Below are 16616 nucleotides of genomic sequence, written 5' to 3'. Positions count from 1 at the left end.
CCCGGCGTGCGCCCCCCTGGCGCACGCCGGGAAGCCTACCCGGTCAGGGCCTGGGGCCGGCCGCGCCCGATCGGACCTGGCCACGACCGGCCAGGCGCGTCTCGCGCGCGGAGACACCCACGCTCACCTCGCGTGTTCCTGTGCCGAGCACCCAGCCGTGCCGGTCCGGGTCCCAGGAGGAGAGCGAGCGGGCCGTGACGGGGACGGTCACCCGCTGGGCGGCGCCCGGCTCCAGTTCGAGGCGGCGGTAGCCGGCCAGGGTGCGCCGGGCCTGGGCCAGGCGCAGGTCGGGCGAGGGGCCGACATAGACCTGGGCCACCGTGACGCCCGCGCGGCGCCCGGTGTTGCGGACGGTGAAGATGACCGCGAGCCCGTCGCCGTCGGGCCGCACGCTCAGGCCCGAGTAGGCGAAGGTCGTGTAGGAGAGGCCGTGCCCGAAGGGGAAGAGCGGGGTCACGCCCTCGGCGTCGTACCAGCGGTATCCGAGGTGGATGCCCTCGGAGTACTCCTGGGTACCGTCGACGCCGGGGTAGCGCCGCGGGTCGCCGGCCACCGGGTGGTGCTCGTCGGACGCGGGGAAGGTCTGGGTGAGCCGGCCGCCGGGGTCGCAGTCCCCGAACAGGACGGCGGCGGTGGCATCGGCGCCCTCCTGGCCCGGGTAGTACATCTGGAGCACGGCGCCGACGCTCGCCAGCCACGGCATGGTGGTGCTCGACGAGGTGTTGAGCACCACCGTGGTGCACGCGTTGGCGGCGGTGACCGCCGCGATCAGCTCGTTCTGGTGGCCGGGCAGGGCGAGTCCTGCCCGGTCGGCGCCCTCGGTGGCGTCCTCGTATGCGAACAGCACGACGCTCGCGGCCGCGCGGGCCACGCGCACCGCGTCGGCGACGTCACCGGCGCGGGTGGCCCCGGTGGTGCGGCGCAGCCGGAAGAGCTGGCCCGCGGCGCCGCCCTTGGCCGTGATGGTGAGCCGGTGCTTTCCGGCGGTGAGCCGGAGGGTGCCACGGCGGACCTGGAGGCCGTCGGGTGCGGCACCCACCAGTCCCCCGCCGAAGAGTTCACCGAGGCCGGGGGCGGCCGGGAAGAGATCGGTGCCGTCCAGGACCACTTTGGGGCGCTCGCCCGAGTAGTGGATGACGAAGGTCCACTCGTCGGGCTCGGTGACATCGAGGGTGCCCTCGTAGGTCCAGGTGGCACCGGCGGCGACGCGCAGGCCCTCGAAGTCGGCGCCCGGCGATGTGGCGGGCAGGGGCTTGCCGTACAGGTCCTCCCCCAGCGCGTAACCGATGTCGGCGCCCTGTCCGGCCCGGGCGGTGAGGGCGTCCAGCGGGGTCCGCGCGCGGTCGGGCACGACGTGCGCGCTGCCGCCGCCGCCGATGAACGGGTAGATCGCGGTGGGGCCGATCACCGCGATGGCGCGGGTAGCGGCGCCGGTGAGCGGCAGGGTGGCCGCGCGGTTGTGCAGCAGGGTCGCGCCCGCCTTGGCGACCTTGAGCGCGACATCGGCCCCGGCACGTGGGTCGCGTCCGGGCCGGGCGGGCGGCTGCCCGTCGAGCAGCGAGAAGCGTTCCATGACGCCGAGCACACGGCGTACGGCACGGTCGACGAGCGCTTCGGTGACGCTGCCCGCGCTGATGGCCCCCCGCAGCGCGCCCCCGAAGTAGGTGCCGCTCGGCATCTCCAGGTCGAGTCCTGCGCTGAGCGAGGCGGCGGTGCTGTGCGCGGCGAACCAGTCGGTCATCACCAGGCCGTCGAAGCCCCAGCCATCGCGCAGGATGTCGTTCAGAAGTGGCTTGTTCTCGCAGGCCCAAGCTCCGTTGACCTTGTTGTACGCGCCCATCACGGCGCCCGTACCGGCGGTGACGGCCGCTTCGAAGCCGCGCAGCTCCATTTCGTGGAGCGGCTGTTCGGCGATCCGCACATCGATGGACGTGCGGTTCTGTTCCTGGTTGTTCAGGGCGAAGTGCTTGACGGTGGCGATCAGTCCCTGGCTCTGGATGCCCCGGATCTCCTCGGCGACCAGGTCCGCGCTGAGCAGGGGGTCCTCGGAGAACGTCTCGAAGTTCCGCCCGGCATAAGGGGTCCTGATGAGGTTGACCATGGGCGCGAGGATGACGTCCTGGCCGAGCGCGCGTCCCTCGCGGCCGAGCACTTCGCCGTACGCGCGGGCGAGCGCGGGGTCGAAGGCGGCGGCGAGCATCACCGGGGCCGGCAGGGCGGTGGCGTGCGCCTTGACGCGGACGCCTGCGGGGCCGTCGGCCAGCCGGAGCGGGGGGATCGCGAGGCGGGGCACGCCCGGCAGGTAGCCGGCCTGGCCGAGGCCGTGGGGGTCGCCGGCGCCGTGCAGGAGGGAGATCTTCTCGTCCAGGGTGAGGCGGCCGATCAGCGTCTCGATTCTGGGCGAGGCGTCGGGCGCGGTCCGGGCCCCGGGGAGCGCGACGGCGGGCGCGGGGGCGGCCAGGGTGCCGGTCGCGGCGGCCGCGACCGTGACGGCGCCGCCGAGCAGACGCAGTGCTGACCTTCGGGAAACCGGGTCGGACATGGACCGTCACTCCTTTGTGCGCGGGCACGCCGGGGAGGGCCGCGGCACGACCGGCGGTCTGTGTTCACTGGGTGAACGCACTATGCGTCACGACCCAGTTGACCTTCCGTCAGGCGCCACGAGGGCCACGCAAGCTAGGACCGTCCGGCGCAAGAACGGCGCCCGGGCGATTGGTCCCGGCGCGGAACGCGCGAAGGCGCCCCGGCGGTGGCCGGGACGCCTTGGGGATCGGGCCGCGCGCCGGTGGTCAGGAGTTGGGGCGCAAGGTCCACACGACGGTCATCTCGCCGGTGACGGCGCCGTCCGCGCGCTGGATCTCGATGTGGACCGGGAACTCGGGGCGCTGTCCCGCGTCGAGGTCGGCCACCACGTCGGCGATCGGGCGGCCCAGCGTGGCGGTCGCGGTGACGACGCCCATGGCGAGCTTCTTGTAGCCGATTTCCGCCTTGACGGCGAGCGGTACCGCGCGGCTCATCTGGTCGCCGAAGGCGGCGATGACGATGGCGCCGCTCGCGGACTCGGCGAGCGTGAACATCGCTCCGGCGTGCGGGCCGCCGACGTGGTTGTGGTAGTCGGGCTGGTCCGGCAGGCGCACCACGGCACGCTCGGGGGTGGTCTCGAGGAATTCCAGGTTGAGGGTCCTCGCCATGGGGACGGTGGCGGCGAGCATCTCGCCCACGGACATCTGATCAGCGCTCATGGGGCCCGATGTTACCCATGGGTAGCGACCGTTGGCCATCCCCCGTCGGGGGCGGCCGTGGCAGGTGTCGTACCGCCCCTCTATGGTTACTGGCCATGTGGCCAGGACAGCAGCCGCCCGGGGGCGAGCAGAACCCGCGGGATCCGAATCAGAACCCGTACCAGCAGCCGGGGTACCAGCAACCGAATCCCTACCAGCAGCCGGGACAGCAGCCCGCGCAGCCCGGGTATCCGCCGCAGGGTTATCAGACGCCCAACCCCTACCAGCAGCCGACGGTGCCGCAGTACCCCGTGGGCGGTCCGCCCGGGCCGCCGCAGCCGCCGCAGCCGCCGCAGAAGAACGACAAGAAGAAGACCACGGTCATCGCCATCGTGGCGGCCGCCGCCGTGGTCGTCGCCGCGGCCGTGACCGGCGTGGTGGTCCTCAAGGACGACGGCAAGAGCACCAGTCAGGCCGACGGCAAGGACAAGAAGTCGCCTTCGCCCTCCGGCCCGGCGGCGCCGTCCTCCGCCGCGCCCAACCCGCGCGGCGCGGGCAACGACGTCAAGCCGGTCATCGCGGGCTGGAAGGTCGTCGTGAACCCCAGCCGGGGCGACGCCTTCGACGTGCCGCCGGACTGGGAGGTCGCGAGCTCGGGCATGAGCGTCGGCTGGTCCGACAAGGCGGACCCCAACGGGTTCGGCGGCATGATGATGTCCGCGCCCGCCTACTACAAGTCCAAGTGGTGCACGAGCAAGAGCGACAGCGGCCGCGACGAGAACACCGCGCTCGCCAGCGTCGGCACCAAAGGCGCCAACGGCGCCAAGTCGACCGACGACGCGGCCGAGCAGGCGGACGACTGGCTGTACTTCGCCTACACCCAGCCGGACAAGGACCACATCACCTCGGAGAAGCCGGTCCCCTACACGACCAAGTCCGGTCTTCAGGGCAGCGTGGTTCGCGCCAAGACGACGGGCGTCAAGAAGACCGACAAGTGCTCCACCGACGGCCAGTCCGTGCTGTTCGGCTTCAAGACCCCCAAGGGCGACCTCGCGGCCTGGAGCCTCATCGCCAACACCGGTGTGCCCGACGCGGTCTCCGAGGACACCATCCAGAAGATCCTCAGCACCATCCGCCTGGTGCCCGCCTCCTCCTGAGGCGCCTCCTGGCAGCAAACCGTTTGGCCGCACGGGGCGGCGGAGGCGATAGTCCCTGAGTGACTTCCACTTCCGCCGTCCTTCCCTCGCGTCCGGGCCGCCCCTCCTGGGGCGGCCGCAACTACACCTTGCTGACCGCGGCGGCAGTCGTCACCAACCTGGGCAGCCAAGGGGCGCTGATCGCGGCCGCGTTCGCGGTCCTCGACTCCGGCGGGAGCGGCGGCGACGTGGGCCTGGTCGCGGCCGCCCGTACCGTGCCGCTCGTGCTGTTCCTCCTGGTGGGCGGCGCGCTGGCGGACCGGCTGCCCCGGCACCGGGTGATGGTCGCCGCCAACGCCCTCAACTTCCTTTCGCAGGGCGCCTTCGCGCTGCTCGTCCTCGCGGGAGAGCCCCGCCTGTGGCAGATGATGGCCCTGTCCGCGCTCGGCGGGGTGGGCCAGGCCTTCTTCGGACCCGCCTCCGAGGGCATGCTCATGTCCACCGTGCACGGCGAGGACGCCGGGCGGGCGTTCGCGTTCTACCGGATGGCGATGCATGGCGCGGGCATCGGCGGTGCCGCGCTCGGCGGCGCCCTCATCGCGGTCCTCGGCGCGGGCTGGGTGCTCGCGATCGACGCGGTGGCCTTCGCCGTGGCGGGCGCGCTGCGGGCCTTCCTCGACGTGAGCCACATCCCGGCGCGCGCGGCGGGCGGCGGGATGGTCTCCGATCTGCGCGAGGGCTGGCGCGAGTTCGCGGGCCGGCCCTGGCTCTGGTCGATCGTGGTGCAGTTCGCGGTGGTCAACGCCGTGGTCGCGGCGGCCGAGGCGGTGTACGGACCGCTGGTGGCGCGGGACGAGCTGGGCGGGCCAGGGCCGTGGGGGTTCGCGCTCGCGGCGTTCGGCGCCGGCACGCTGGGCGGCGCCTTCCTGATGACGCGCTGGAAGCCGCGCCGGCTGCTGCTCGCGGGCAGCCTGTGCGTCTTCCCGCTTGCCCTGCCCTCGGCCGCGCTCGCGGTGCCGCTGCCGGTGCCCGCGCTCGCGGGGGTCATGCTCCTGACCGGTCTCTCGGTCGAGGTCTTCGGCGTCTCGTGGATGACCGCGCTCAGCCAGGAGATCCCGGAGGAGAAACTGTCGCGCGTCTCCGCCTACGACTGGCTCGGCTCGATCGCCATGGTGCCCCTGGCGACCGCGCTGGCCGGCCCCGCCCAGGACGCGGTGGGCCGCACGCCCGCGCTGTGGGGCTGCTCCGCGCTGGTCGCGCTGCTCACCGCCGCCGTCCTGTGCGTGCCGGACGTACGCCGTCTGACCCGCCGCACCACGACGGTGACGGCCGGCGCGCCGCTCGGCTCAGCCGACGCTGAAGGCACCGTCGGGCGGCTCGGGTGAGGGCCGCGCGTCCGCGTCGGTGACCGGCTGGGCATCCCCGACGAATCGGCGCAGGGACGCACCGTGCTCGACCCTGGCAGGGAAGGCGTCCCCCGCCGTGCGCCGGGCCAGCGCCGCCACGCCCAGGGGGCGCGCCGAGGCGAGCAGCACCGCGTTGCCGAAGCGGCGCCCGCGCAGCACCGACGGCTCGGCGATCAACGCGACGTCCGCGAACACCGCCTGGAACGTGGCGAGTTGGGAGCGCAGGAAGGCGAACGGCGCGCCGTCGGCGAGGTTGGCGGCGTACAGACCACCGGGCCGCAGGACTCGCTCGGCCTCCCTCGCGTACGCGAGGGAGGTGAGGTGCCCCGGCACCCGCGAGCCGGTGAAGACGTCCGCGACGAGCAGGTCCACCGAGGCGGCCGGCGCGCGCCCGGCCCACTCTCTCGCGTCCATCGCGTGCAGCGTGATCCCGGACCGTGGCGGAAGGGGCAGGTGTTCGCGGACGAGCCGGACCAGCGCCCGGTCGGCGTCCACCACGTCCTGGCGCGAGCCGGGCCTGGTCGCGGCGACATAGCGGGGCAGGGTGAGCGCGCCGCCGCCGAGGTGCAGCACGTCCAGCGGCTCGCCCTCGCTCCTCGCGCAGTCCACGACGTGCGCGAGGCGGCGCAGATACTCGAACTCGATGTACGTGGGGTCGTCGAGATCCACGTACGACTGCGGGGCGCCGTCCACGGTCAGCAGCCAGGCGCGCTCGCGGTCGATGTCCGGCATCAGCTTGGCGGTGCCGCCGTCGACCTCCCGGACGACGGGTATCGGCTCGGCGCGCGGGTCGTCGTTCACCGTCCCATTGTGCGCCCGGCGGCCCGGCGGGGGCGACGGACCCCGGCCTCGCCCCACAGCGCCTTGACCGCGTCGGCGTGCGCGGGCGCCTGGTCCGGACCCGCGCGGGCTGCGCGGGCGCACCGCACGGGGCCGAGGGCGCCGCGCCCGAAGCTCTTCTTCGCGGCGGCGTCGGGGGGGGCTGGCACCACCCGGACCCCCTCGGCGGCGAGCCCGGCCGCCCGCGCGGCCGGCGACTCCAACGGCCCGCCGCCACCAAGGGGTTGGTGGCGGGCGGACCGGGGGCTCACAGGACCGTGGCGATCGTCCCGGCGCCGACGGTGCGGCCGCCCTCGCGGATGGCGAAGCCGAGCCCCGGCTCCAGCGGGGTGTCACGGTCGAGCTCCACCGTCATGGTGACCGTCTCACCGGGCCGCGCGACGGCGAGTTCACCGAGGTCCACGTCGCCGGCCACGTCCGCGGTGCGCAGGTAGAACTGCGGGCGGTAGCCGGTGGCGATCGGCGTGGAGCGGCCGCCCTCGCGGGTGGACAGGACGTACACCTGGGCGGTGAACCTGCGGCTCGGTGTGACGCTGCCGGGCTCGGCGACCACGTGCCCCCTGCGCACCGCGTCGCGTGGCACCCCGCGCAGGAGCAGCGCGACGTTGTCGCCCGCCTGCGCGCGGTCCATCGGCTTGCCGAACGTCTCAAGGCCGGTGACCACCGACTCCACGTCGGCGCCCAGGACGTGGACCCGGTCCCCGACCCGCACCGTGCCGCGTTCGACGGCGCCGGTCACGACGGTGCCGCGCCCGGTGATGGTGAGCACGTTCTCGACCGGCAGCAGGAACGGCGCGTCCACATAGCGCTCGGGCAGCGGCACATAGGTGTCCACGGCATCGAGCAGCGCGCCGATCGCCTCCGTCCACCGCGGCTCGCCCGCCAGGGCCTTGAGGCCGGAGACGCGCACGACGGGCACAGCGTCGCCGCCGTAACCGTGGGCCGAGAGCAGGTCGCGCACCTCGAGCTCGACGAGGTCGGTGAGCACCGCGTCCTCGCCGTCGTCGACGGCGTCCGCCTTGTTGAGCGCCACCACGATGTGGTTCACGCCCACTTGGCGGGCGAGCAGGACGTGCTCGGCGGTCTGCGGCATGACGCCGTCGAGCGCCGACACGACGAGGATCGCCCCGTCGAGCTGGGCGGCGCCCGTGACCATGTTCTTGACGTAGTCGGCGTGGCCCGGCATGTCGACGTGCGCGTAGTGACGGGTGTCGGTCTCGTACTCGACGTGCGCGAGGTTGATGGTGATGCCGCGGGCGGCCTCCTCCGGGGCCCGGTCGATGCGGTCGGACGGGACGAACCGGGTGGCGCCGTCGCGCTCGGCGAGGACTTTGGTGATGGCGGCGGTCAGGGTCGTCTTGCCGTGGTCGACATGGCCCATGGTGCCGATGTTGAGGTGGGGCTTGGTGCGTACGTATGCCGTCTTGGGCATGGCTGAGTGTCCCTCGCGTGGTCGCGGAGCTGAGCTGGGACCCCTGGGTCCGGCCGACCCTCCCCGTGCGGGGTCCGCCGGAATGTCCGGGAAGGGTCAGCTTCGGGCGCAGCCGTGGGGCGCTGCGGACGCGACGGCGTCGATGGCCGTGAGCACGGCAGCCTTCGGCGCGTCCGCGATCGCGGACGGCACTGCGAGGAAGGCGTACCTGGACATGTCGCCGATCATCCCTGGTGGGCGGCGCCGCGTCGAATGGTTTTCCCCCGGCGGGGAGTTGGGGCGCGGAGCCCGGCATCCCAGGTTTCCGTCTGGAGTGGTGAGGTCGAGATGCCGGACGACGGGCGGCGGGATGGGACGTCGCTTACGGCGGGCGGGCGCCCGGGTCGGTTACTCTCCCCGGATGTTCGAGCCCGCTGCCCGACCCCTGTCCGGCCTCGCCGTCCGCTGCGGCAGAGCCCTGCTCTCGCCCTGGTCGCGGTTCGCGCTGCTCGTGCTGGTGCTCGCGGCCGCCGGGTCCGCCGTGCTCGTCCTCCAGCCGCAGCGGCTGCTCGCCGACGGCTGGCCGCCGCACGTGGGCGGGGCGGGCGCGATGGCGCTCTTCGCGGTGGCGTACGGGCTGTGCACCGCCGCGTTCGTGCCCCGCCCTCTCCTCAACCTGGCCGCCGGCGCCCTCTTCGCCACCCAGGCCGGACTCCTCTGCGCGCTCGCGGGCACGGTGCTCGGCGCGGGCATCTCCTTCGGCCTGGTCCGGGTGCTGGGACAGGACGCGCTGCGCCCACTGCTGCGCGGACGCTGGCTGACGGCGGCGGACGGCCAGCTGTCGCGGCACGGGTTCCGTTCGATGATGGCGATCCGCCTGTTCCCCGGAGTCCCGTTCGCCGCCGCCAACTACTGCGCGGCCGTCTCACGCATGGGGTGGACGCCCTTCCTGCTGGCGACCGGGCTGGGCTCGGTGCCCAACACGCTGGCGTACGTGATCGCGGGCAGCAGCGCGTCGTCACCGACCTCGCCCGCGTTTGTCATCGCGATGGGCTTCATCGTCCTGAGCGGCGTGGCGGCCGCGGCGGTCGCCTGGCGCAAACGACACGGGCTGCGGCGGCGCGGGGTGGAGTGACGCGGCAGGCCACGCGGTCACGCCGGACGCGGTGACGCGGTGACGCCGGGCGATGTCGGAGTGGTGACGCCTCGGGTGTGATGTCCGGGGCGGCCTCGCAGGATCCGGCGCGGCCTCGCAGGAGGGGGGCCCGGGTTCGCCCCAGCAGGCGTGGCGCCGGGGGTTACGTCGCCGAAACGGCGTCCAGTTACGTCGCCGGAGCGGCGGCCAGGTCACCCCTCCGGAGACGTGAGGCCCGGGTCATCCCGGCGGACGTGGCGCCCACGCGCGCGCCCCGCACCCCCCATTCCCCCAAGACGCTGCCGCACGGCAACCGCGCGTTCACCCGCTGTCGTTACCGTGCCCCTCGATCCGCGCGAGATCACCGGCGCGGCCACGCGGGCGCCCCGGCCGGCCCGGTGGTGCCAGGCCGACTCTCGCCCCGACCCCTCTTGGATGGCGCAGCAACCCATGTCTTGGTTCGAATCGTTCATACTCGGGCTCGTCCAGGGTCTTACGGAGTTCCTGCCCATCTCCTCCAGCGCCCATCTGCGCCTGACCGCCGCGTTCGCCGGCTGGCACGACCCGGGTGCCGCGTTCACCGCCATCACCCAGATCGGCACGGAGACGGCCGTGCTCATCTACTTCCGCGCGGACATCGCGCGCATCGTCTCCACCTGGTTCCGCTCGCTCACCAACCGTTCGCTGCGCGGTGACAGCGACGCGCGCATGGGCTGGCTCGTCATCGTGGGCTCGATTCCGATCGGGGTGCTGGGCCTCGTCCTGAAGGACCAGATCGCCACTTCCTTCCGCGATCTGCGGGTGATCGCGACCACGCTCGTGGTGATGGGTGTCGTGCTGGGCGTCGCCGACCGTCTCGCGGCGCGTGACGAGTCCGGCGGGCGCCACCGCGCGGCCAGGGAACGCAAGTCGCTGAACGAGCTCAGCACCCGCGACGGCCTGATCTACGGAGTGTGCCAGGCCATGGCGCTCATCCCCGGCGTCTCCCGCTCCGGCGCGACCATCAGCGGCGGTCTCCTGATGGGCTACACCCGTGAGGCGGCGGCGCGTTACTCCTTCCTGCTCGCCGTCCCGGCCGTCCTCGCCTCGGGCGTCTTCGAGTTGAAGGACGCGGGCGGGCCCGGGCAGGCTCCGATGCTTCCCACCCTGTTCGCGGCGGTCATCGCCTTCGCGGTGGGCTACGCGGTCATCGCCTGGTTCATGTCCTTCATCTCCAGCAAGAGCTTCATGCCGTTCGTGCTCTACCGCATCGTGCTGGGCGTCGCCCTGTTCGCCCTCATCGGCGCCGGACTGCTCGACCCGGACGCGGGCGGCGGGCTCTGAACAAGCCGCCCGATCACGGTGGTTGGGCCTCAGCCGGTCGCGGTGCCTGGGCCGTCCCCCTTCAGCTCCTCCGCGCGCAGCGCCAGGTCCTGGAGCACATCGGCCGACGACACCTCCTGCCGACCCGAGTCGTGGACCTCGGCGAGGGCCACGAACGCCAGGCTGAAGGCGCCCACGAGCTGGCGGATGGCGCCGCCCACCTCGCGCGCCATGAGCGTCGCCATCTCCTGCGGGGTGGCCTCGGCCGGGATCTCGACGCGCGGCATCGTCTCGTTGAGCAGGGCGGTGACGATGCCGACCTCGGTGTCCCGGCCGCCCCGTTCGCCGTTCTCCTCGATGCGGCGGCGGTAGTCCCCCGCCTCGGTGAGGATGCCGATCACGCGCTTGAGAACCTCGCTCTGCTCCATGCCGCGAGGATAGGCGGCGCCCGCCGCCCCAGCACTCGGCAACGCCTCGCACGCGCCGCCCAGTTGAGCCGCCCCGCCCACGGTCTGTCCGGATCATGCCCCCACCCCCCTTTTCCTGCGCCCCTTCACCTGGCTTGCACCTGGCTTTCACCTGTCTCAACGCAGATTTGCTGGCTGAGAGTTCCCACTCCGTGGCGCTGGGTCACCTCATGGCCGTAGGCTTGGGCCCATGCCCCCGACTTTCGACCGCCGCTGCTTTCGCCCTGCCGACGTGGTGAACACGGAGATCCGCTCACTGTGGGAGCAGTCCGACGGGCGCCTCTCGCCCGACGAGGAGGAGCGCTACCGGCGGCTCCTGATCGAGTGGGCCGCGGCGGTACGGAGCGACGCGGCGCGGGCGGCCTGACCTCGCGCACGAACGGCTCGATCATGAGCCCGCGTGGCCTGATCCCGACCCCCCAAACACCCCAAAGGCTGTGATCTTGACCACCCCCGGCGCCTGTCACCTGCGCTTTGACACAAACGCGCCTCCGAAGCCGCGGCCCGGCCCGTAGCCTGGTCGCATGTCTTACTCCCCCGACCGGCCCGGCACCACGCCGACCGACGCGGATGCCGCCAACGACGCCATCCGCGCGCTCGTCGACGGCGCGGACGGACAGTGGCCGGCCGAGGAGTACGAGCGGCTGCTCGCCGACTGGGCGGCGGCCGTGGGCGACGGCGCCCCGCTCCCCGCCACGGTCACCCCCGCACGCGCCCAGGCCTGAGCCGCGCGCAATCCGGTTGCCGCGGCCGTAACCCCGGTGCTGGAGTGACCGGATGCACACCGACTCCCTGAACAGTGCCCCGCGCGACGACCTGCTCGCCGTCTTCGACCGGCAGTTGCGGCAGAACGCCGGGCCCGACGGGCGCAGCGCCCGGGTCGAGCGCGTCGGCCGCGTCGTACGGCAGGTGGGCCCCGCCCCCGTGTGGAACGGCGTCATCTGGTCGGACCTGACGGCGGCCGACGCGGACGCCGAAATAGCCGCGCAGGTACGCCACTTCGCGTCCCTGGGGGTCGAGTGCGAGTGGAAGCTGTACGCCCACGACCGGCCCGCCGACCTCGGCCGGCGTCTGTTGGCGGCCGGTTTCGAGGCGGAGCCCGAGGAGACCGTCATGGTCGCCCGCGTCGCCGGCCTAGCCCTCGACGTGACGCCGCCCCCGGGCATCACACTGCGCCCCGTGACGGACGCGGCGGGCGTGGACCTGATGACGGCCGTCCGCGACGCCGCTTTCGGCGGTGACTCCTCCTCCCTCAGGGAACGGCTGCTCACCCAGCTCGCCGAGGCCCCCGACACCATCGCCGCGGTCGTGGCCATGGCCGGGGACCTGCCCGTGAGCGCGGCCCGCATGGACTTCCACACCGGCACCGAGTTCGCCAGTCTGTGGGGCGGCGGCACCCGGCCCGAGTGGCGCGGCAAGGGCGTCTACCGCGCCCTGGTCGCCCATCGTGCGCGTATCGCCGCCAAGCGCGGCTACCGCTACCTCCAGGTCGACGCCTCCGACCAGAGCCGCCCGATCCTGCGGCGCCTCGGCTTCGTCCCGCTGACGGTCACGACGCCGTACCTCCTGCGCCCCTAGGTCGGGTCTTCAAAGTCCCGTCTGGCTCGGGCCGGCCCGCCATCCGCCGGCCCCGCCGTCCGCCGGCCCCGCCGTCCGCCGGCCCCGCCGTCCGCCGGAGCCGGCGTGCCCGCGTGCCCGGGGCCGGCCCGCGCGAGTCGGCGCCGTTCAGGCCGGCTCATCGAACGCCCCGTGGCGCCCCGCGCCCGCCGCGAACCGCGCCGCCCCATCGGCCGCGTCCCGCAGCGCGTGAAAGCCGTGGCGCACCTCGCCGAGGAGTGCTTCCCGCTCGCCCAGGCCCTCCTGTTCGAGCAGCGACATCCGGTCGTGGCGCAGACACGTCTGCGGGAAGGCGGCGATCTCTTCGGCAAGCCGCTGCGCCGCCGCCCGTGCCGTGCCGGTGGGTACGACGCGGTCGGCGAGGCCGATGGCCTGGGCCTCCGCCGCGTCCACCGGGCGCCCGGTGAGGATCAGGTCCATGGCGCGGCCCACCCCGATGAGGCGGGGCAGCCGCACCGTGCCGCCGTCGATGAGCGGGACGCCCCAGCGCCGGCAGAAGACCCCGAACACGGCGTCCTGCTCCACCACCCGCAGATCGCACCAGAGCGCGAGTTCGAGCCCGCCCGCCACCGCGTGCCCGGCGACGGCCGCGATCACCGGCTTGGACAGCCGCAGCCGGGTCGGGCCCATCGGGCCGTCGCCGTCCTCGGACACCGTGTTGGCGCGTTCGGTGCCCATCGCCTTGAGGTCGGCGCCCGCGCAGAACGTACCGCCCTCGCCCCACAGCACCGCGACCGCCGCGTCCTCGTCTGCCTCGAAGGCGCGGAAGGCGTCGGCGAGCGCCCGCGCGGTGGGACCGTCCACCGCGTTGCGCGCGCCGGGGCGCGACAGCACCACCGTCGTGACCGGGCCGTGCCGTTCGCTGCGTACCGCCGGGGGGCTCGTGTCCGTCATGACGCCACGGTTAACACGGCGCGCCAACAAGCCACAAGCGCGGAGCTCTTGGACTTGTCGGCCGGGAGGCGGAGACTGATCCGATGACGCAGCGTGTGGATCTCGGGACCCTCTTGGACCGGCTGGCCATCGACGAACTCATCACCGGATACGCCGCGGCCGTCGACGACGGGGACTGGACCGCCTACCGCGCCCTGTTCGCCGCCGACGGCCGCGCCGACTACCGCGCGGCGGGCGGCATCGAGGGGCCGGCCGAGGAGGTGGCGCGCTGGCTCGGTGAGACGCTGCGGCTCTTCCCCGTCCGCCAGCACCTGATCACCAACCGGCGGCTCACCCTTCAAGACCTCGGCGGCTATCCGGGCGACCGGGCCGAGCTGCGCGCCGACTACCTCAACCCGATGTGCCGCGGCGCGAAGGACGGCGCCGCGCCGCCCGCGCCCGACTTCGAGGCCGGCGGGCGTTACGCGTTCTCCCTGGTCCGCACCGAGGGGGGCTGGCGGCTGCGGGCCGTGACCGTGCACGAGAAGTGGCGGCGGACCTCGGATGCGTTCGCCGGGGCGTAAAAGGCGGGCGGAGCGCGCGGGGCCGCCGCGCCCACCTGTGCGCGGCCGCCGCTCTGCCCCACACTGGCGGGAGGACGACACGACGGAGCACGGGGGTCGGCAAGGAGGCGCGGTATGCGGTTCGCGGTCGGCCGGCACGGTCCCCGTCTGGACTCGGCCTGGTGGCGCGGCGGCGCCGCCCTGCTCGCCGGCGCGCTGCCCGCACTCGCGTTCCCCGCGCCCGCGCTGTGGTGGTTCGCCTATGTCGCCCTCGTACCGTTGCTGCTGCTCGTCCGTGGCGCCGCCGGCGTCCGGCGGGCCGCGCTGGACGGATGGCTCGGCGGCACCGGGTTCATGCTCGCCGTGCATCACTGGCTGCTGCCGAGCCTCAATGTCTTCATCGTGGTCCTCGCGGGGCTGCTCGGACTGCTGTGGGCGCCCTGGGGGGTCCTGGTCCGCGCGACGCTGGGAGGCAGGCCCTCGGCGGTGCGCGCCCTGGTGGCAGTGGCGGTGGTGCCCTCGGGCTGGCTGATGGTTGAGCTCGTCCGCTCCTGGCAGGGGCTCGGCGGGCCGTGGGGGCTGCTCGGCGCGAGCCAGTGGCAGGTGACGCCCGCGCTGCGGCTGATGTCGGTGGGCGGGGTGTGGCTGGTGAGCCTGCTCGTGGTGGCGGTGAATACAGCCATCGCCCTGGTGGTGGCGCTCCCCCATGTGCGTACCGCGATGGTGTCGGCCCTGGTGGTGTGCGCGCTCGTCACGGGCGCGGTGTGGATGTGGGCCCCGCGCCCCAGGCCGGAGGGCAGTCTCAGGGTCGCCGTCGTACAGCCGGGTGTGGTCGAGAACGCCGACGCCCGGTTCGCCCGTGGCGAGGCCCTGACCCGGGCCCTCGCGGGGCAGCGGGTGGATCTCGTCGTGTGGGGCGAGAGCAGTGTGGGGCAGGACCTGGCCGCCCGTCCCGATCTGGCCGCGCGGATCGCCAGGCTCTCCCAGGTGGTGGGCGCGGACATCCTGGTGAATGTGGACGCGCGCAGGTCCGACCAGCCGGGCATCTTCAAGAGTTCGGTGCTCGTGGGACCCCAGGGCCCCACCGGCCTGCGCTACGACAAGATGCGTCTGGTGCCGTTCGGCGAGTACATCCCGGCCCGCTCACTGCTCGGCTGGGCGACCTCGGTCGGCAAGGCGGCCGGCGAGGACCGGCGGCGCGGCACGAAGACCGTCGTGATGACCCTGCCCTCCAAGGTGCGGGTGGGGCCGCTGGTGTGCTTCGAGTCCGCGTTTCCCGACGTGAGCCGTCATCTGGTGCGCGACGGAGCCCAGTTGCTCATCGCGCAGTCCTCGACCTCGTCCTTCCAGGGCACCTGGGCCCCCGCCCAGCACGCCTCCCTCGCCGCGCTGCGGGCCGCCGAGACGGGCCGCCCGATGGTCCATGCCACCCTGACCGGCATCAGCGCGGTCTACGACGCCGACGGCGGCCGTGTCGGCCACTGGCTCGGCACATCGGCCAGCGCCTCCCAGGTGTACGACATCCCCCTTACCACCGGCACCACGCCCTATGTGCGCTTCGGCGCCTGGGCGGTGTACTGCGCGCTGGTGGTGCTCGCCGTGTTCTGCGCGGCCGAGGGGGCGCGTGCGCTCAGGAGGCCTGCTCAAGGGACTCCCGCACGATCCGCTCGCACAGCTCATGAGTCGCCAGCGCGTCCCGGGCGCTGAGCGTCGTGTGGGCCCGTACCGCGTCGAGGAAGGCAAGCACGCACTGCTCGATGCCGCGCTGGCGGGCGACCGGCACCCAGTCGCCGCGCCGTCGCAGGGTCGGCTGCCCCTTGTGGTCCACCACGTCGGCGAGGTTGAGCACCTGGCGCTTGGTGTCCTGCCCTGAGACCTCGAGGATTTCCTCGGTGGAGCCGTTCAGCCGGTTCATGGTGCCGATCGCGGTGAACCCGTCGCCGGAGAGCTGGAGGACCACGTGCTCCATCAGGCCCGCGCGGATCCGGGCCCGCACGACGGTGTGCTCGATGGGTCCCGGCGCGAGGAAGCGCAGCGTGTCCACGACGTGGATGAAGTCGTCCAGTACCAGGGTGCGCGGGTCCTCGGGCAGGCCCACCCGGTTCTTCTGCATGAGGATCAGCTCGCGCGGGTGGTCGGCGCACTGCGCGTAGCCGGGGGCGAGCCGTCGGTTGAAGCCCACCGTGAGACTGACGCCGCGCTCTTGGGCGAGCTCCACAAGCCGCTCGGACTCGGCCAGTTCGTAGGCGAGGGGCTTGTCGACGTATGTCGGTACGCCGGCTTCGAGCAGCCGCGTGACGATCTCCGGGTGCACGGCGGTCGGCGCGTGCACGAACGCGGCGTCCAGACCCTGGGCGAGCAGCGAGTCGAGGTCGGCGTGGGCCCGTGCGGCGGGGATGTGGTGGGCGCCGGCCACCTTGGCGAGGGTCGCCGGGCTACGGGTCTGCACGTGCAGTTCCGTGTCGGCGAGCGACGTCAGCACGGGCAGATAGGCCTTCTGCGCGATGTCCCCGAGTCCGATGCATCCGACCTTCACGGGGTCTCCCTGTCGCCGAGTGGTGTCCTGCTCCGTTGCCTGGTCAGCATACGTGCGCGGGAACGGCGGCCGATCGTGGGGCGCGGGCGGGGCCGGCGCCGCCGCTGAT

Annotated in this window: 17 protein-coding genes; 9 read left to right on the top strand and 8 right to left on the bottom strand. The window is 73.5% G+C overall.

The features are described from left to right. Positions 1-43 precede the first annotated feature (43 nt). Positions 44-2542: a beta-glucosidase gene (locus ACFYM2_RS14840; protein ID WP_388836342.1), complete on the bottom strand. Its 2499-nt coding sequence runs from the start codon at positions 2540-2542 to the stop codon at positions 44-46. Positions 2543-2789: 247 nt separating this feature from the next. After that, positions 2790-3227 carry a DUF4442 domain-containing protein gene (locus ACFYM2_RS14835; protein WP_350234465.1) on the bottom strand — a complete coding sequence of 146 codons (438 nt, stop codon included), beginning with the start codon at positions 3225-3227 and terminating at the stop codon, positions 2790-2792. A 110-nt stretch (positions 3228-3337) separates the two neighbouring features. Between ACFYM2_RS14835 and ACFYM2_RS14830 the strand changes: the two genes are divergently transcribed. After that, positions 3338-4378, top strand: a complete 1041-nt coding sequence (locus ACFYM2_RS14830; protein WP_388836339.1) for a hypothetical protein — start codon at positions 3338-3340, stop codon at positions 4376-4378. A 59-nt stretch (positions 4379-4437) separates the two neighbouring features. Continuing rightward, entirely contained in the window at positions 4438-5742 is a 1305-nt protein-coding gene (locus ACFYM2_RS14825; protein ID WP_388457055.1) for an MFS transporter, read from the top strand. Here the strand turns inward: ACFYM2_RS14825 and ACFYM2_RS14820 are convergent. From ACFYM2_RS14820 to tuf, 3 genes are all read right to left on the bottom strand, one after another. Further along, on the bottom strand, positions 5704-6495 hold the full coding sequence (locus ACFYM2_RS14820; RefSeq protein ID WP_388836737.1) for a spermidine synthase: 792 nt from the start codon (positions 6493-6495) through the stop codon (positions 5704-5706). The two genes, ACFYM2_RS14825 and ACFYM2_RS14820, sit on opposite strands and share 39 nt — an antisense overlap. 65 nt (positions 6496-6560) lie before the next feature. Beyond that, on the bottom strand, positions 6561-6755 hold the full coding sequence (locus tag ACFYM2_RS14815; protein ID WP_388836337.1) for a hypothetical protein: 195 nt from the start codon (positions 6753-6755) through the stop codon (positions 6561-6563). Between the two features lie 95 nt (positions 6756-6850). After that, positions 6851-8035: an elongation factor Tu gene (tuf, locus tag ACFYM2_RS14810; RefSeq protein ID WP_388836335.1), complete on the bottom strand. Its 1185-nt coding sequence runs from the start codon at positions 8033-8035 to the stop codon at positions 6851-6853. Between the two features lie 400 nt (positions 8036-8435). On the opposite strand from tuf, the gene ACFYM2_RS14805 reads away from it, so the two are divergent. Together ACFYM2_RS14805 and ACFYM2_RS14800 are read left to right on the top strand one after the other, a co-directional pair. Then, a complete protein-coding gene (locus tag ACFYM2_RS14805; RefSeq protein WP_388836332.1) occupies positions 8436-9149 on the top strand; it encodes a TVP38/TMEM64 family protein in 714 nt (237 codons plus the stop codon). Positions 9150-9599: 450 nt separating this feature from the next. Further along, positions 9600-10472 (top strand): undecaprenyl-diphosphate phosphatase, encoded by an 873-nt coding sequence (locus tag ACFYM2_RS14800; protein WP_388457058.1) that lies wholly within the window; start codon positions 9600-9602, stop codon positions 10470-10472. Positions 10473-10501: 29 nt separating this feature from the next. Here the strand turns inward: ACFYM2_RS14800 and ACFYM2_RS14795 are convergent, their stop codons facing one another. Beyond that, positions 10502-10879 (bottom strand): hypothetical protein, encoded by a 378-nt coding sequence (locus ACFYM2_RS14795; protein ID WP_388836329.1) that lies wholly within the window; start codon positions 10877-10879, stop codon positions 10502-10504. Between the two features lie 229 nt (positions 10880-11108). Between ACFYM2_RS14795 and ACFYM2_RS14790 the strand changes: the two genes are divergently transcribed. From ACFYM2_RS14790 to ACFYM2_RS14780, 3 genes are all read left to right on the top strand, one after another. Continuing rightward, positions 11109-11285: a hypothetical protein gene (locus ACFYM2_RS14790; RefSeq protein WP_359005658.1), complete on the top strand. Its 177-nt coding sequence runs from the start codon at positions 11109-11111 to the stop codon at positions 11283-11285. A 157-nt stretch (positions 11286-11442) separates the two neighbouring features. After that, a complete protein-coding gene (locus ACFYM2_RS14785) occupies positions 11443-11643 on the top strand; it encodes a hypothetical protein (RefSeq protein ID WP_388836326.1) in 201 nt (66 codons plus the stop codon). A 52-nt stretch (positions 11644-11695) separates the two neighbouring features. Next, a complete protein-coding gene (locus ACFYM2_RS14780) occupies positions 11696-12496 on the top strand; it encodes a GNAT family N-acetyltransferase (RefSeq protein WP_359005664.1) in 801 nt (266 codons plus the stop codon). Between the two features lie 147 nt (positions 12497-12643). Here the strand turns inward: ACFYM2_RS14780 and ACFYM2_RS14775 are convergent, their stop codons facing one another. Next, positions 12644-13429, bottom strand: a complete 786-nt coding sequence (locus tag ACFYM2_RS14775) for a crotonase/enoyl-CoA hydratase family protein (protein ID WP_388836323.1) — start codon at positions 13427-13429, stop codon at positions 12644-12646. Positions 13430-13512: 83 nt separating this feature from the next. Here ACFYM2_RS14775 and ACFYM2_RS14770 point away from each other — a divergent pair, with 83 nt between their 5' ends. Further along, a complete protein-coding gene (locus tag ACFYM2_RS14770; protein WP_359005670.1) occupies positions 13513-13992 on the top strand; it encodes a nuclear transport factor 2 family protein in 480 nt (159 codons plus the stop codon). A gap of 114 nt (positions 13993-14106) precedes the next feature. After that, entirely contained in the window at positions 14107-15678 is a 1572-nt protein-coding gene (gene lnt / locus ACFYM2_RS14765; RefSeq protein WP_388836320.1) for an apolipoprotein N-acyltransferase, read from the top strand. Here the strand turns inward: lnt and ACFYM2_RS14760 are convergent. Then, positions 15602-16507, bottom strand: coding sequence for a Gfo/Idh/MocA family protein (locus ACFYM2_RS14760; RefSeq protein WP_388836317.1), 906 nt, complete (start codon positions 16505-16507; stop codon positions 15602-15604). The two genes, lnt and ACFYM2_RS14760, sit on opposite strands and share 77 nt — an antisense overlap. Positions 16508-16616: the final 109 nt, after the last annotated feature.

The sequence above is a fragment of the Streptomyces sp. NPDC006711 genome, assembly GCF_042869775.1.
Lineage (GTDB): Bacteria > Actinomycetota > Actinomycetes > Streptomycetales > Streptomycetaceae > Streptomyces.
The sequence above is the reverse complement of the archived record's forward strand: the minus strand, read 5'-3'. Positions and strand labels throughout refer to the sequence as shown.